Source organism: Nostoc linckia z4 (genome assembly GCF_002608075.1).
Taxonomy (GTDB): Bacteria; Cyanobacteriota; Cyanobacteriia; order Cyanobacteriales; family Nostocaceae; genus Nostoc; species Nostoc linckia.
Genome location: NZ_LAHA01000103.1, coordinates 1 through 16,460 on the forward strand (window position 1 = coordinate 1; position 16,460 = coordinate 16,460).

The 16,460-nt window shown below is 39.3% G+C and carries 14 protein-coding genes; 9 read left to right on the forward strand and 5 right to left on the reverse strand.

Annotated elements, in window-relative coordinates:
• Window positions 1–1,296: 1,296 nt before the first annotated feature.
• Window positions 1,297–2,520 carry an MFS transporter gene (locus VF06_RS37480; protein ID WP_099071189.1) on the forward strand — a complete coding sequence of 408 codons (1,224 nt, stop codon included), beginning with the start codon at window positions 1,297–1,299 and terminating at the stop codon, window positions 2,518–2,520.
• Window positions 2,521–2,615: 95 nt separating this feature from the next.
• Complete coding sequence (locus VF06_RS37485) at window positions 2,616–3,593, forward strand: hypothetical protein (protein WP_099071188.1); 978 nt, start codon at window positions 2,616–2,618, stop codon at window positions 3,591–3,593.
• Window positions 3,594–4,017: 424 nt separating this feature from the next.
• Here VF06_RS37485 and VF06_RS37490 read toward each other — a convergent pair whose 3' ends face one another.
• The 3 genes from VF06_RS37490 to trmFO form a co-directional block, all read right to left on the reverse strand.
• The gene (locus tag VF06_RS37490; protein WP_099071187.1) at window positions 4,018–4,800 is read right to left on the reverse strand and encodes a hypothetical protein; all 783 of its coding nucleotides are present in this window, start codon (window positions 4,798–4,800) and stop codon (window positions 4,018–4,020) included.
• Window positions 4,801–5,467: 667 nt separating this feature from the next.
• Window positions 5,468–8,185, reverse strand: coding sequence for a beta strand repeat-containing protein (locus VF06_RS37495; protein ID WP_099071186.1), 2,718 nt, complete (start codon window positions 8,183–8,185; stop codon window positions 5,468–5,470).
• A gap of 611 nt (window positions 8,186–8,796) precedes the next feature.
• Window positions 8,797–10,119: an FADH(2)-oxidizing methylenetetrahydrofolate--tRNA-(uracil(54)-C(5))-methyltransferase TrmFO gene (gene trmFO, locus VF06_RS37500; protein WP_099071185.1), complete on the reverse strand. Its 1,323-nt coding sequence runs from the start codon at window positions 10,117–10,119 to the stop codon at window positions 8,797–8,799.
• A 173-nt stretch (window positions 10,120–10,292) separates the two neighbouring features.
• Between trmFO and VF06_RS37505 the strand changes: the two genes are divergently transcribed.
• The 5 genes from VF06_RS37505 (at window position 10,293) to VF06_RS39985 (ending at window position 13,894) form a co-directional block, all read left to right on the forward strand.
• Entirely contained in the window at window positions 10,293–10,661 is a 369-nt protein-coding gene (locus VF06_RS37505; protein ID WP_099071184.1) for a cyclic nucleotide-binding domain-containing protein, read from the forward strand.
• 262 nt (window positions 10,662–10,923) lie between these two features.
• Window positions 10,924–11,283, forward strand: coding sequence for a Lin0512 family protein (locus tag VF06_RS37510; RefSeq protein ID WP_099071183.1), 360 nt, complete (start codon window positions 10,924–10,926; stop codon window positions 11,281–11,283).
• A 199-nt stretch (window positions 11,284–11,482) separates the two neighbouring features.
• Window positions 11,483–11,818 carry a hypothetical protein gene (locus tag VF06_RS37515; RefSeq protein WP_099071182.1) on the forward strand — a complete coding sequence of 112 codons (336 nt, stop codon included), beginning with the start codon at window positions 11,483–11,485 and terminating at the stop codon, window positions 11,816–11,818.
• A gap of 386 nt (window positions 11,819–12,204) precedes the next feature.
• On the forward strand, window positions 12,205–13,395 hold the full coding sequence (locus tag VF06_RS37520; RefSeq protein WP_099071181.1) for a hypothetical protein: 1,191 nt from the start codon (window positions 12,205–12,207) through the stop codon (window positions 13,393–13,395).
• 313 nt (window positions 13,396–13,708) lie between these two features.
• Complete coding sequence (locus VF06_RS39985; protein ID WP_143861864.1) at window positions 13,709–13,894, forward strand: hypothetical protein; 186 nt, start codon at window positions 13,709–13,711, stop codon at window positions 13,892–13,894.
• A gap of 55 nt (window positions 13,895–13,949) precedes the next feature.
• Here VF06_RS39985 and VF06_RS37530 read toward each other — a convergent pair whose 3' ends face one another.
• Both VF06_RS37530 and VF06_RS37535 read right to left on the reverse strand, forming a co-directional pair.
• Window positions 13,950–14,291: a DUF5615 family PIN-like protein gene (locus VF06_RS37530; protein WP_099071179.1), complete on the reverse strand. Its 342-nt coding sequence runs from the start codon at window positions 14,289–14,291 to the stop codon at window positions 13,950–13,952.
• A 3-nt stretch (window positions 14,292–14,294) separates the two neighbouring features.
• Entirely contained in the window at window positions 14,295–14,621 is a 327-nt protein-coding gene (locus VF06_RS37535) for a DUF433 domain-containing protein (protein ID WP_099071191.1), read from the reverse strand.
• A gap of 111 nt (window positions 14,622–14,732) precedes the next feature.
• Here VF06_RS37535 and VF06_RS37540 point away from each other — a divergent pair, with 111 nt between their 5' ends.
• Both VF06_RS37540 and VF06_RS37545 read left to right on the forward strand, forming a co-directional pair.
• Window positions 14,733–15,104, forward strand: a complete 372-nt coding sequence (locus VF06_RS37540) for a hypothetical protein (RefSeq protein ID WP_099071178.1) — start codon at window positions 14,733–14,735, stop codon at window positions 15,102–15,104.
• 96 nt (window positions 15,105–15,200) lie between these two features.
• A complete protein-coding gene (locus VF06_RS37545) occupies window positions 15,201–15,920 on the forward strand; it encodes a hypothetical protein (RefSeq protein WP_099071177.1) in 720 nt (239 codons plus the stop codon).
• Window positions 15,921–16,460 lie beyond the last annotated feature (540 nt).

Below are 16,460 nucleotides of genomic sequence, written 5' to 3' on the forward strand. Positions count from 1 at the left end.
TAGGACTAGGACTTACGCAAGAACTCTCTCAAACTCTTATAACTTCGTGCCCTTTGCACGGCAGTTGCTTCAAGTCGGGGAACCCGCCCAACGCACTGCCTCGTCTTTGCGGTTAGTTTATTCATACTTTTGCGTAAGTCCTAACTTATACAAAGAGTGAAGCGGGCATTATGAACAAAACCAACTTCCTCCACCTTTGGTAAAACGTTCCACCATTCCCCCAGAATACAGTGGTGAAGTAGACAAAGTAAGTCTCAAAGTCGGAAATAATGGCTGTTTGAATTCTGTCCTACTTTGGCTGATGTTCTGGGAAACTGGAATTTACTAATTGTGCTGGATGTTATTGTTTCCATAACAAACTGTTAACCCAGGTTATCAATTCAATTAAATCTGTCTGTAGTTATCCTATAGCTTGAAAAGTTCCTTTGATGATTAGCTATCACTCCAGTTAATCTTTTTCAAAAAATGATTGCTATCGTTCGTTCTTTGAGCAAAAACATCTCCAGTCACGCCATTATGTATTGAGCAACCACACTTATGTTACAAAATGTAATCAAGATTACATCGGTTAATAATTATCAATAAAAAATTTACAAAACTACTATCTAGATTTTGCAAAATGTATTATTATGACATCGTGGCTTATGGATTATTTACAACTACATCGTTCTGTAACAGAGGAACCTAGCGTCAAGCAATGGGTTTCTATGTATGTTGAGTGCGAAAATTTGTAGTTGAAGTTAATTTGTATTCTTTTCCTGGTGGTGTTTTCTGTTAGTTTCATATATGTTTGAGTTGTTCCAGACTGTATTAAAGTACTAGTCTGTATAAACTTGCCATATAGTTCACTCCTTTCCTCATTCTAGTTTTCATTTATCTGTATACCTTTCTTCAAGGATTGGTAATAAGCTTAATTGGTAATAAGCTCTAACAGTTTGGTACTAATTGGGTAAATAAGTTAGAAGTTTCGTAGATAGTCCGGTTGAATATATACATAAGTCCAACATCATTCTTGCTAGAAGCTAAATTAAACTAAATGACATACAAAGATTTAGAAGAGATTATAGACGCGAAGATACAAAAAGCTATACGGAGGCACGAGATTATAGTTGCTTTCATTAGTAGTATTATTGGTTTGATTTTTATAGTAGGCTTGTTCCACGCAATTTGGCTAAACCACGTTGAAATTCGACAAATTTGGTTGAGTTGATTGATTATCGTGGATTAACAAGCGCTCTCTGATATCGAAAAAACTAATTAAAGTTATAGATATTTTTATCAAAGTGAATTGCACCTATGGAGAATAAAAATAATGGCAAAGCGATATTTGTCTTATTTTTGACTGTATTTATAGATTTACTTGGCTTTGGCATTATCCTACCAATACTGCCTTTGTATGCTCAAGAATTTGGCGCAAATCCAAATGAGGCTACTCTTTTGGTAGCTATTTATTCTTTAATGCAATTTTTATTTGCACCATTATGGGGCAGTTTTAGCGATCGCTACGGTCGGCGTCCAATTTTATTACTAACTTTATCAGGTTCTGTAATTGCATACATAGGCTTAGGCATTGCCAACTCATTATGGATTTTGTTTCTTGCTCGTGGTTTTGCCGGGATCGTGGCAGGGAATATTGCCACTGCTCAGGCATACATAGCAGATATTACCACTCCAGCAAATCGAGCTCGTGGTATGGGCATAATGGGAGTAGCTTTTGGTCTTGGCTTTATCCTCGGCCCAGCAATTGGAGGTATTCTCACAGGGCCCGATCCCAACAATGCTAACTTCCATCTGCCGTCCTTATTCGCAGCTGGATTATCTTTATTAGCATGGCTTTGTGCTTTGATATTACTTCCAGAATCCCTAAATTCTCACATCGAAGCTAAAATCCAAGCCGAACGACAGCATCGGCCAAAGTTAAACTGGCTACAACTATCCAAGCGTCCACAATTGTGTATCTTGATTGGCATCTACTTTTTAGTAACTTTTGCCGTTGCAGCTATGGATTCTACATTGGCTTTATGGTCTAGACAAGAATTAAATTGGGGCCCCCAACAAACTAGCTATCTTTTTGCCTTCATGGGGATTGTAAGTACAATCATTCAAGGAGGACTCATCGGATCTCTCAAAAAATATTTTGGAGAAATCAAATTACTGTTTTTAGGGATATTTGGATTAGGTTTGGGATTACTAATCATAGGATTCTCACAAACCTTAATTTTATTGTTAACAGCCACCACACTGGTGGCGTGGGGAATTAGTATCAGTCAACCAATATTAAACAGCTTAATTTCTCAGATTACAGCCCCAGAAGAACAAGGACAAATATTAGGAATTGCCAGTTCTTCCTCTGCATTAGCCCGTATTTTCGGGCCAACTTGGGCAGGAGCTAGCTTTATGAAATTTGGCAGTTCCGCTCCGTTCTTGAGTGGAGCGATAGTAATTTTGTTAGCTTTGATTTTGAATTTGCGAGTCACTAAAAGTGCATCTCAATCAAAAGTAGAACGTGTTGCTAGATAAAAAAATCACAATATTTTATCACCAAGCTCAATAGTTATTAGCAACAGTTTTTTAATCCCAAATCTACAATTTAAAATCCAAAATCCAAAATCAGTATGACTGGTCGCCGAGTATTATTTATAGGCATATTTGTCAGTATCCTCCTTACCTATGGAATTTGGTTGGGTGGAAGCATTCCTGCAAGTATAACCAAACTTCCTGACCAAGGATTAAACTGGTACTACTGGAAGCTTGCCAATCCAACTTTTTGGAGCCGAGTCACAGCTTGGGGTATGTATCTTGGGCATCAATTGAGCATCTGGGGGTGTATTTGGTGGGCACAGCAAACGCAGCTGAAATACAAATCAGCCTTGCACCCAATTAATTATTTGATACTTGGTATTAATCTGACATTTACAGCTTTGCACTTTCTCCAGACATATATTTGGTATGATGCTTTGGCTCAAGATACTTCAATTTGGGCTTCTCAAGGAGCGGTGGTACTTTTATTAGTTTTCGTACTAATTTTAGAAACGCCTCGACGAGGTTTGTTTTTTGGCAATCCCGTCCCATTTCATCAACAGTTTTTGCAAATTATCAAGCTGTACCACGGTTACTTTTTTTCCTTCGCCGCTATCTACACCTTTTGGTACCATCCAATGGAAGCGACTTCGGGGCACTTAATTGGTTTTCTCTATATGTTTTTGTTGCTGCTGCAATCATCATTAATTTTTAATCGCGCCCATGTCAATCTTTGGTGGACATTTACTTTAGAAATTATGGTGCTTTTACATAGTGTAATTGTGGCTTGGATGCTGGGACAAACGAAATGGCCGACTTTTCTTTTTGGTTTTATTGGCATTCTCATTATTACCCAACTCCACGGTTTGCCTGTGGGTACCTGGACTAAACGTACTATCTACGTAGGTTTTTTAGTGAGTGTATTAGCAGTTTATACATTAACTGAACGTGGTTTAGGCAGAATTTACGAAATAACTTATATTCCTTTGATTGAGTTTGGGCTAGTTGGTGTCATTTATTTTATATTCGTGCTGTTTTTATGGACAATTTCTCGTTTACCTGCCAAGACGTAATCAGTAGGGTAGGGCGAAGGTAATTTGGTGCTTTAGCTTGACTCTTGTGGTGTCTTGCTCGTCCGGGGCGGGTTATACCAATTCTGTATGAAGATGCGCCAAACTATATGAGGAACGTAGACGCGGAGCGGCTTGCCGCAGGCTACCGCAAAGGGCGCATTCGCGCAGCGTCTCGTCAGAGAAGGACACAAAGAAAGGAAGAAAGAAAATTTGGCGCAGCCTCACAAAGAAATGGTATTAGAAGCCCGCCCCACAAGAAATTTTATTTGCAACATTTAAGGCTTGACACGCTACTACGGGAATGCTGAGGGCGAACAGCCGTTCGCCCCTACTAAGGATTTCGGGAAATGCAGAATTAATTATTGGAGATGTGTATTCTTGTTACGGCTGGTGTAAATACCACCAAAACTGCTGTAAATGAAAGCTATTTCAACAGTTTGCGTAGTTTCAAAACACCACCGGAGACACCAAAAATTAATATTGTCAAGGTATAAGTTGGTTCGGGAACTCCAATAATGCTGACCTGATTAATAGCCAAACCTTGTTGGGGAAAAGAACTACTAAAAACGAGTCGTGAGATGTTTGCCTCATCACTACGAACGCCTAAGAAAAGGGCGGAATTATCCAATAGCAGTGAGGAAGTGCCTTGAGCTGAGAAAGTACCTAAAAGATTATTGTTAATATCATAAGCCGAGACGAATGCATCGAATGTAAAGCGATCGTCCACAGCTATCTGAGTCCCAGCACCAAAAACAGGCTTGTCAAAAGTAATGGTGAAAGGCCCGCCGTTACCATCGGTGGGAAAAGGAGGATTGGGCCCAAAACCTGTTACATCTATACCTCCGAAGAGAACATAGTCTCCGTTGGCGAAGTTAGTCCGAATACCAGGAAAAGGTGAGGTTTGAAAAACAAATGGTTTGGTAATCAAAGGATTATTGGTTGGAGCTATATCTACATCCAACCCTAAACCACCTTTCGATGTTGCTGAAAAGGAGTTAGGTAAAAAAGTAGAAAAATCAGGACTGACGGGATTGAATACTTTACCTAAACTCAGCCAATCAACTTCGTCATTACCACCAAAAGTAGAGCGTTCTGTGACTAAAAATGTAGCTGCTTTAACTGGTAGAGAAAAAATCGTTATTAAAGCTGTAATTGTTGGTAAATATTTGGCTGAAAACTTGAATAATTGATTGAACTTAACTGCCACTAAGCTTACTCCTCAATTTTTGATATTAAAATGAACAAAACAATAAGCTGCTGTTAACTATTGACAGTTACCTGTCAGCGAATAGCATAAGTAACTGTGCAATCTCAAAGCATAATAGCTTACTGTCTCTAACTTAGAGTTATTTTTTAATATACACAAAATTATGATTTTTACTAATGAATTTATCTTACAGTAGATAGTACAAATATTGAAGTTTTATGTAAAATAAAAAGCTACAGCAAATAGAAGGTTGATAAACTATAGCAGTCTGATTTAATCGATGAACTGATTTGTATAGCCAAGAGGCAATAGCTCGTAATGAGATCAAATCGTAGTCATTGCATAATTTGTGTAAGTAATTGTGTTGCAAAAAACTTTTGAAATTTCGCTGATGAAAGGTGAAATAATTCATACTTTCTAGCCAAACATCTTTTTTTGCAACACAAATTTTAGTTTGGAATACAAACACTATTACTTATGTTTGTATAATTCTCGATTTCATATTGATAAAGTACTATAGTAAGCCTATTTGAGTTGTGAAAAATATTCGTGATGGCTAACAACAGCCTGGGCAGTAAGATTTCACAAATGATTTAGGACTGCTATAACTAGTACTTCTACAACAAAAAGCTTGAACTTGCGATCGCCTCACCAACGATACCAGTTTTTAGACCAACTCAATACTGATATTCGATGAGAGATTTTCTAGGAACGCGAATTGAGTTCCCTGGAAAGACAAATTACCGCTAGAAGAATCGTAGCTAAAGCCAGCAAGGCTATTAGTACCAAATCCTACTTTAGAAATTTGGATTTTATCACTCTGACCAAAGTTGTAATCTTTGATGGTGTCAAGACCGTCATTGATGCTGGCAAAGAAAAACTTATCTGCACCAAAGCCACCTATGAGACTGTCGTTACCTTTACCACCAGAGAGAGTGTCATTACCAAGGCCACCGGAGATGGTGTCATTGCCATCATTGCCGAACAATTGGTTATTTTGTCCATCGCCAGCAATGCTGTCATTAGCGTTTGTGCCTCTAACATTGTCAAAGTTGATGACAGTAAATGGCAATGTCCCTAAACCAGGAACGTTATTAGCAGCCAAACTTTGATTTTGCAGGTCAACAGTGATAGATACCCCAGGTAAAGATGCAGATGCATCTATGGTGTTATTAGCAACGCTAGCACTAGCAACAATGGTTTCGACTTTAAAGAGTTCGTCTTGTCCGAATCCCCCGGCTTTGGTAATTGTGCCTACACCAGAGAGAGTAATGCTTTTACCTAGCTTACTGTAATCTGCGGTATCAATACCATCGCCACCATCAATACTGTCATTACCTTGACTGCCCTTGAAGGTGTCATCGCCTGCACCACCTGTTAACTTATCATTACCGTTTCCACCATCAATGAAGTCGTCACCACCTCTACCATCGATGGTGTCATTGCCTGCATTACCAAGCAATTGGTTAGCTTGTTCATCGCCTTTAATGCTGTCAGCAATATTTGTGCCTCTAACATTGTCAAAGTTGATGACATTAAATGTTAATGTTCCCAAACCAGGAACGTTATTAGCAGAGATAGTTTGAGCTTCTAAGTCAGCAGTGGCGGATACTCCAGGTAAAGATGCAGATGCATCTATGGTGTTATTGGCAACACTAGCATCAGCAATAACTGTTTCGACTTTAAATACTTGGTCTGTACCAAATCCACCAGCTTTGGTAATTGTACCCACACCTGAGAGGGTAATGGTTTTACCTAGCTTGCTGTAGTCTGCGGTATCAATACCATCGCCACCATCTATACTGTCGTTACCACGAGTAGCCTTAAATATGTCATTGCCACCATTACCGAACAATTGGTTACTTTGGTTGTCACCAGCAATGATGTCACTAGCATTTGTGCCGATGATATTATCAAAGTTGACTACATTAAATGTTAATGTCCCCAAACCAGGAACGTTATTGGCAGATATACTTTGGGCTTGCAGGTTAACGTTGATGGATACTCCAGGTAAAGAACCAGATGCATCTATGGTGTTGTTGGCAACATTAGCATCAGCAATAACCTTTTCGACTTTAAATACTTGGTCTGTACCAAGTCCGCCAGCTTTTGTAACTGTGCCTACACCAGAGAGGGTAATGCTTTGGCCTAAGTTGCCGTAGTCTACGATGTCAGTACCATCACCACCATCTATACTGTCGTTACCCTGGCCGCCTTTGAAGGTGTCATTGCCAGTACCACCCGTGAGGTCATCACTACCGCTTCCACCGTCAATTAAGTCGTTACCACCTCTACCATCAATGGTGTCATTGCCTGCGTTGCCAAATAATTGGTTAGCTTGTCCATCGCCTTTGATGCTGTCAGCGACATTTGTGCCGATAACATTATCAAAGTTGATGACATTAAATGTTAGTGTCCCTAAACCAGGAACGTTATTGGCAGAGATAGTTTGCGCTTGCAAATCGGCAGTAGCAGACACTCCAGCCAAAGAAGCAGATGCATCTATAGTGTTGTTGGCAACACTAGCATCAGCAATAACTGTTTCGACTTTAAATACTTGGTCTTGTCCCAGTGCGCCAGCTTTTGTAATTGTCCCCACTCCTGAGAGAGTGATGGTTTTACCCAGCTTGCTGTAATCTGCGGTATCAATACCATCGCCACCATTGATGCTGTCATTGCCCTGGCCACCTTTAAAGGTGTCATTGCCTGCACCACCCGCGAGGTCGTCATTACCGTCTCCACCATCAATTAAGTCATTACCACCTCTACCATCAATGGTGTCATTGCCAGCTTTACCAAATAATTGGTTAGCTTGTCCATCACCTTTAATGCTGTCAGCAACATTTGTGCCGATAACATTGTCAAAGTTGACCACATTAAATGTTAATGTCCCCAAACCAGGAACATTATTGGCGGAGATAATTTGATTTTCTAGATCAGCAGTAGCAGATACTCCAGGTAAAGAACCAGATGCATCTATGGTGTTGTTTGCAACATCGGCATCAGCAATAACTGTTTCTACCTTAAATACTTGGTCTGTACCAAATCCACCAGACTTGGTAATTGTGCCCACACCTGACAGTGTGATGCTTTTATTCAAGTAACTATAGTCTGCTACATCAATACCATCACCGCCATCAATGCTGTCATTCCCTTGACTAGCCCGAAATGTATCGTTGCCAGCATTACCAAACAGCGTGTCATTACCTTGTCCACCATCGATGAGGTCATTTCCCTGACCACCAGAGATATTATCATTACCCCCAACACCAAAAATTTGATCGTCTCCAACAGTGCCCGACAAAAAATCGTTGTTGGGAGTACCAGCAATAGTCGCCATAATATATACCTTTTGGGTTTGATGAAGCGAATGGATTCGCTCCATGTAATACTCGCATATTACAATCAAAAAAGGAATTAATTTCTGGTTAAAAATACTTAAATAACCGTAAAAATACTTTTAATAAGTTAAAGATTTCGTGAAGTTGCACTTTCTGAGAACAAAAAACTGTGGTTTTTACTTATTTAAATATTATATAGAGAAAAAAACCTGATTGCACAGTAGAGAACAGGGTTAGGGCAATGGGCAATAAAATGAAAATTTTATTGGTATTGGGGATGGATGGCTGATATTATGTCCTAATTTAGCTGTAAGTTGGTATACTGGCTGATTTTTACCGAAATATCAATGCTGGTTGCGACAGATAGCGAGCATACTACAAACAAGTTGTGCTGCGATCGCACACAATATCCCTTTGATTCAAGGTTTGCAGTAATTTTTTCGTATAATTACTGTATAAATGTATGAATAATTACTTAATTATTTGAGAGACTTCCAAGTAAAAAAATATTCATTGCTATTGTTGACTGTTGACTAGACCTCTTGCAAAAGTAACTTTTGCTCATAGGGGGGAAAGGGAAAAGGGTTTTTATTTGCCCTTTACCCCTTACCCTTTTCCCCACTTCTCTTAGAAGTCTACTGTTAACTGTGAACCGTCAACACTCAACACCATTAGCCTTCCAATTTGCTAAATCAGCCAAAGAGCGATCGCGATAACGTCCATAACGCTCTTGTTTATTTTTGATTTTCACACCTAGTTCCGGAAAAATTCCAAAGTTGGGCGGCATTGGTTGGAAATGTTTGGGGGAAGCAGAACTAATAAATTCAAATAGCGCCCCCATCATTGTTGTGGGTGGTACAGTCAACGGTTCTTTACCCAAAGCTAGCCGGGCTGCATTAATTCCCGCCAAGCAACCACCAGCAGCAGCGGCGGTGTAGCCCTCTGTACCAATTAACTGTCCAGCTGCCAACAAAGTCGGACGTGTTTTAAATTGCAGAGTGGGATGCATCAATTGAGGAGCATTTATAAAGGTATTGCGGTGCATCACTCCCAGGCGCACAAACTCGGCTTTTTCTAAACCAGGAATGAGCGCAAAGATGCGTTTTTGTTCGCCCCAGCGCAAATTTGTTTGAAATCCTACCATATTCCAAAGTTGTCCGGCTTTATCTTCTTGCCGTAACTGCACCACAGCATAGGGACGTTCGGCGGTGCGACTATCTGATAAACCCACTGGTTTAAGCGGGCCATAGCGCATAGTGTCTTCTCCCCGCTGTGCTAGTTCTTCAATGGGCAGACAGGCTTCAAAAAATTTCGCTGTTTCCCGTTCAAAATCCTTGAGTTCTGTTTGTTCGGCTTTGCAGAGTTCTTCTCGAAACTTTAAGTACTGTTCTTTATTCATTGGACAGTTGAGATAAGCTGCTTCACCTTTGTCATAACGCGATGCCATAAAGGCAATGTCACGGTTAATGGAATCTCCCACGATAATCGGGCTAGCTGCATCAAAAAAGCTCAGGTATTCCATACCTGTAAAGCGGCGCAAATCTTCTGCCAAATCAGGACTGGTTAAAGGCCCGGTTGCCAAAACCACAATTCCTTCAGGAATTGCTTGGACTTCACCCCGACGGAATTCTATTAAAGGATGATTCGATAGAGTTTGAGTTAAGTCTTGCCCAAATTGTCCCCTGTCTACAGCTAGGGCCCCACCAGCAGGAACGGCGTGTTCATCAGCTTTTTGAATGACGATAGAACCAAGCTGACGTAATTCTTCGTGCAACAATCCGGCGGCGCGATCGCTTGCCATTGCCCCAAAGGAATTACTACACACTAATTCTGCCAGATGTTCTGTGTGGTGAGCAGGGCTAAAGCGCTTTGGACGCATTTCATATAAAATCACCGGCACTCCAGCTTGGGCTATTTGCCAAGCTGCTTCTGTCCCAGCTAATCCACCTCCAATTACTTGTATTGGTTGTTTTTCCATAGGTTATGAGTAGAGCTACATAAATAATTCTAGTTTCGTTAATTATTCCTTAACCAGCCAGAGATATTACGGAAATTATAGTTAAATAACAGAAAACAGTATACTTTTCTGGATTCTCATGATGCCTATCTGAAGGCTTCATTCAAAAACAAAAAAATTTTGGTGTTGCTCTAATGCTAAGTCCTGTAGTCACAGTTGGTATATTTCAAAAACAAGCCAATCCTAAAGTATTTTCACCAGGGGAAGTCATCTTTGAAGAAGGACAGACTGGTGATATGATGTATGGCATTGTCGAAGGAGAAGTAGACATATCAGTCAATGGTAAAGTTGTAGAAACCATTGAACAAGGTGAAGTTTTTGGTGTGGGTATCCTTGTAGGAGTAAAAAATAGAACTTACACCGCTATTGCTAAAACAGATTGTAAACTTGGTTTCCTTGATGAAAAAGCATTTTTGTTTGCCGTTCAGGAAACACCGATGTTCGCCATCAAAGTAATGAAAAGTTACTCAGAGCGTCTAAGTAAATTATTGCATATGTTATAAGTATTTTTTGGTTTAGGGAGTGTGGGGAGTAGTGACTATTGACTGTTAACTGTTGAATAGATCTGAAGAAGTTTTCGCTGCAAGGCGTAAAGACTTATACCAATTTGAAAAAAGAATGCCACAAATACATAAGTTCAAACCCTTGTGATATTTAGTTTTCTTAATGCGTGAATTTTGAATTGGTATTATGATTCTCCCCTCTACTCCTAATAATATGCCTGCCCTTGTTTGATGCAAGGTGAAAAATTTGCCGGAGGTTGTAATGGTACGTAAACGATTGATAATTGAAATGGGGATGGGAGTAGATCAGCATGGACAAGAACCAACAGTAGCAGCATCTAGGGCAGTACGCAATGCGATCGCTCATAATGCTTTACCTGGTGTTTGGGAAGTCGCTGGTTTGAGTCATCCCAATGAAATGATTGTGGAAGTGCAAGTAGCAGTACCATACCCAGAAAAAGTTAGACATGAGGAAGTACTAGCCGTACTACCATTTGGTCAAAAAACTCTGACAGTAGAATCTGGGGGGATGATAGTTCAAGGACGAGCGATTCCAGAACTCAACGATGAAAATGACGAAATGTTGATTGCCATCGCTGCTGTTACAGTTTTAGTTGAATAATCTTAGTCATAATTAAGTTGGCGACTCGGCGCTAAACTAGAAACATTGGGATAAAAATCTCTGGCAGTAAGTTCAAAAATCAGTTGCGATGGAAAAATGAACAACAGCTATTCGCGAACAGTTTTAGGATTTCCAAGTGAAAAGCTGTTGAACTATTGACTGATTTAATACAGTAAAACTCTTCACCACTGCTAGTAAAATGTCTCCAGAACACAACGAATCACTCCTTCAAGAAATCACCAAACTCAAACCGAAACACTTTGCTGATTTAGTCAGATCTGCACAATTGATTTTCGATCCCACAGCAGGAGTTTCAGGAAGAAATGTCAAAATTAACTGGGAAGAATTCGGAATTCCCAGAGATGTAGCGGATAATTTGAAATTACTTGGTCAGCAGTACCAATATGCATCTCCTCATGTTCCTGCTGAAGACATTTGGAGTAAATTAACTCCAGAAACTCGTATTTGGTTCGTGGAAAATAAAGACAGATTGTGGCAATTTGAAGAAGCATTTCCAGCACTTGATGAAGATTAAAGCATCAACCTTGGCAAAGTTTGCTTAGGCAAAGCTTTGCAGCGTCTGGAGTGATACCAATTCAAAAATTCTGTGCAACACATCAAAAATCTGTAGGGGCGCAAAGCTTTGCGTCTCTACAATACATGTGTCTCACTCTTTTTTCAAATTCGTATGAGATTTGCCAAAAGGTCATCTCGAATAGCGGATGCTTCATGTAGCGATCGCCCATCATAAATCAGTGTACAACTCATAATCCTTACTTAAACGTCTAAATCGATTGAGCCAATGTTCGTTATACAATTTATCGTTTAAACAGTGTTTATTTTGGAAATAGTAATAGTCTCCCAATATTAATTATACTAGAGGAGAGATAGAATCAAACACGGCGATCGCAATATTTAGTAGTGTGTAGTCGTCTAGAAGAATATGAAAAAGTTGTGCGAGGAAAATGGCAACAATATGATCGGCAAGAGTCAGAAGAAATATCACTGAGGCAGGAGATACGCTTACATCTGAATGCAGCGATTCGCCTACAACCCCTTACAAATAAACAAATTCAAGCATATTTAGCTAGCCTAAACCAGAGAGAAATCTGGGAAACGCTTTTACTAGATTCAGAACTATTAAAGTTGGTAAAAACACCTCTATTTTTATCTATTTTAGGATTTATTTCGTTTGAGAATACACTGTCTCTTAAACATTGGAAAACACTCACTTCGACCAAAGCACGTCTAGAATACCTCTTTGATGCTTACTGGGAAGCTGCCATAACAAGAGATATTGTAACTCCCCAAATGGAGTTGCAAGGATATAGAAGTCCTACTTATCGAAGAAAAAATCCCCCTAGTAGAAGGCAAACTCGCAAATGGTTGGTATTTTTGGCACAACAGTTACACAGAGAATCACAAACAGAATTTTTTATAGAGGAAATGCAGCCTCAAATGCTTACCAAAAAAATTTATCAATGGCAATATTGGTTTCTACTTTTCAGTTTTGCTGTAGTTTGCACAGGAATAATTGTGACAACGAGTTTGCTTCCTTATTTTCAGCCACCTAGTAGTTTAGGTATTTTTTGGCTGGTTCTAGTTTTAGGTTTAATTCCTGGTTTTATCTTTGCAACAGAGTCTAAACCAGACGGAGCAAGACTAATTCTTTACCCTTTTGTGACACTATTTTGTTGGCTGTTTAAACGTGATATACCAAGAGAGTTTAGACAAAATATACCTATAATTCACAAAATTTATCTTTCCCATAGATTACGTATAAGAATACCTTCGTTTCAGGAATTAGAAAGTCATGTTTTATTGACAATAGAAATTATTAGACTAGCATTATTTTCTTTTGGTAATCAAGAAATAGATGATTTATTGCCTTTACGCCTTGTTGCATCATCATTTCTATTAATTTACTTGATGCCAATAATATTATTAATACATTTGATACATATATTAATAGGAAAGATAATTTATAGTTTCGGTTTTAATAAAAGTGGCTTGAATATAATAAGAAACGTAAATAAAATAAGCTATAGAGCAAATTTAGAAATAAAAAATATAACTTTCTTTTACCTTATAGTGATTTTATTCTTTCATTGACAATACAATATTTAAAGTTAATCGGAATACAAGAGAAAATGATAATGAGTTTTTTAAAATTTTTCAACTATTTATATCAATAGTTACTTGCATAATTGTCATGCCATTTTTATTAATAAATTTATGTTTATTTGCTCCAATAGAAAACTCAAATAAACCCAATCAAGGTTTTCATGAACAATTAAACACTACATTAATAATTGCTATCGCTCAAACTTTTTATATTTTATTTTTAACGTATTTTCATATTAAAACAACAATATTATTTCAAACGATTTCTCTGATCCTTTGTTGTTCATTAGGGTTTAGTTGCTTGTCTATAATCAAGCATCTTTCACTTCGTACTATTCTCTGGTTTCATAGATACATCCCTTGGAACTATGCTTGTTTTCTCGACTACTGCACCGAACGCCTTTTGCTTCAGCGCGTTGGTGGACATTATCGATTTATTCACAAATTGTTGCAAGAGCATTTTGCAGCAATGTCCTTAGAAAAATAGCTTCCGGCTTGAAAGAAATGAGAAACTCTTTACAAAAGATTCGTACTAAACTGTTTTAACTGACTGGACGCACGACACGAATTAGTTTTCCTTTCAAACATTCCTCTGCTGTTACAGCTTCATTTATTCGCGCTGCAAACTGCTCCCAATTACGATTGTTAGTACAAACAATAATGCCGCAGTGATTATCATTACGACGATGTAACCTGATAAAATCATCTCTGTTGATAGTTAATATCGAACGTTCTTGACTGATGGCAAATGCCAGCACTTCTTCATCAGATATACCTTGTTCCGCCTTTCCTGCTTCTTGAACTGTCAAAACATCATGCCCTAAAGTACGTAATAATTCCACAACTGGAAACGGAAATTGCTCGTCTGCGTAAAATCGTGCCATCGACTAGGCTACCTCATTACGCTTAATTGCCAATTCGATTTCATCAGGATGAGCTTCTGCATACACCCAAGCATTAGCTAAATCTGTAGCTGTAATGCTGGGATAGCTTGTCAAAAGGTCAGCATCACTGTATCCAAGATGACGAGCTTCCACAAGTACCCAAACAGTAATACGAGTTTTCCCAATCCTTGCTTCTCCACCACAGACTCCTGGGGTTTTCTCAATTCCTTGCCAACTGCTACTAAGACTTTGAGCAAGTAACTGTATAGCCTGGACTTTTTCATCAGGACTGAGGGCAAGAAGTTGTTGTTCTAACTCTTTGAGTGTCACAGATATCATCCTTGGATAATCTTGTCAGGCTACATTTATAATTTTATATTTGACCCAAGAGTTAACCTCGATTTTTGACCAAATTACTAATCTATTATTCACAAGTATTCAATGACACATATTGAACAGATCCAAGAAACTCTGCATCGAGTTGAGAATGGACAGCAAACTGATGAAGATATATCATTTTTACGTCAGCTACTTTTGATTGGCGATCGCCAAATCGTATCACAACTAAGTAAATACAACGTCAACATTGGTAAAGGTAGAGACATTCATATAGTTGTATTTAGCCCAGACGGTAAAACTTTAGTCAGTGGTAGTAATGATGAAACAATTGTAGAGTGGAAAATTACTGAAAACGAATTCCAGATTTTCCCTGAACGACATCGCAGAGGTGTGACATCAATTGCAATTAGCCCAGATGGAAAAATGCTAATAAGTGGAGGTCGAGATCAGACCATTAAAATTTGGCAGCAATAAAATCAGGTTATGTTTACAACAGTGATAGAAAGAAGTTACTTAGTTGCGATCGCCATCTCAACCCAAATCAAAATTGACTGCTGAACTATAATCAAAATGACCACCCCTGAAGAATTAAACGCCATACTTGAGCGCATCGTCAAAAAACAGCAGACTGAGGCTGATATAACAGTCCTGCGAAAATGGCTTAGTGGTGGTCAGATTGTCTCTCAGCAAGGGAAATATGCAGTCAACTTGGGACAAGGACAGGAAATTCACATAGGCGATACCTTTGGTGGGCTTTGCCTACGCATTTATCAAGGTGCAGATGCAGAATTAGTTCGGGAAATTCTCAGGTCTCTCCTTGAGGAACTAAAAGCTACTGGTCAATTTGCCGCATTTCAAGAGCAGAACCAGCAGTCTGTTGATGACTTAGTTCAAAAAGTGCGATCGCGCATTCATGATGATATTCAGCGATTACATAGCACGATGCCACTATGGAGTGTAGATCGCTGGGTTCCTTTAGGTGATTTGTTTGTGGATGTGAACATTCTAGAGGAACTAAGCAGTAGTCGCAGGTCAGAACTTGATGAACTATGGCAATATTTCAGTAAGAATCCTAGCGATCGCAGTTTGGATCGCATTGGCATAGGTAAAGAGCGACAAAGGGTTTCAGGACTAGAAGTACTAGCGAAAAATACAAATCTCATGGTGGTGGGTAAACCAGGTTCAGGGAAGACCACTTATTTGCAACGAATAGTTACCGAGTGCAACGCTGGCAATTTACAAGTACACCGAATTCCAGCCTTTGCGAGACTTTGTAGAGGATGGACGTAAGTTTGCCCATTCACTGGAGCATTATTTTGAGCAGTGTTGGCAATTATCAAATACAGAAATTAAACAGCATGAGTAACTGCGATCGCTCACAGCCTTGTGAGCGATCGCCCCGGTAGAAGTGAGGCACGAGTCCGTAAACGCCGCCCGAAAGCTTACCCCTTAATGACCAAACCCCGGCAAGAATTACGAAATCTTTTGCAAACTGCTTAAACCACAAGCGTTTCCGCTTTTCTTAGTGCCATTCGTATCATTAGTTCTCCCACTCAGAATCTATCTGGTGGTTTGTCTTGGGTCTTGGGTATTAGGTAGAGTTACCGCAACCGCCAATAATATGAGACTGTTGGCGAATTAAAAGAGGGTAAAACCAAACATCCCATAAAAATGGGAAAGGAATTATGCTGAAGCAGGAGTAAAAAGAGAAGCAAAACGAGAGACACGGGTCTTGCCAAGAGGAACATCAGACCACCAAGCCCACATTCGGGAAAGATTAATGGCGGCAGCAGTAGCAAGATGTTGTAGACGGGTTTTGGCAAGACCAAT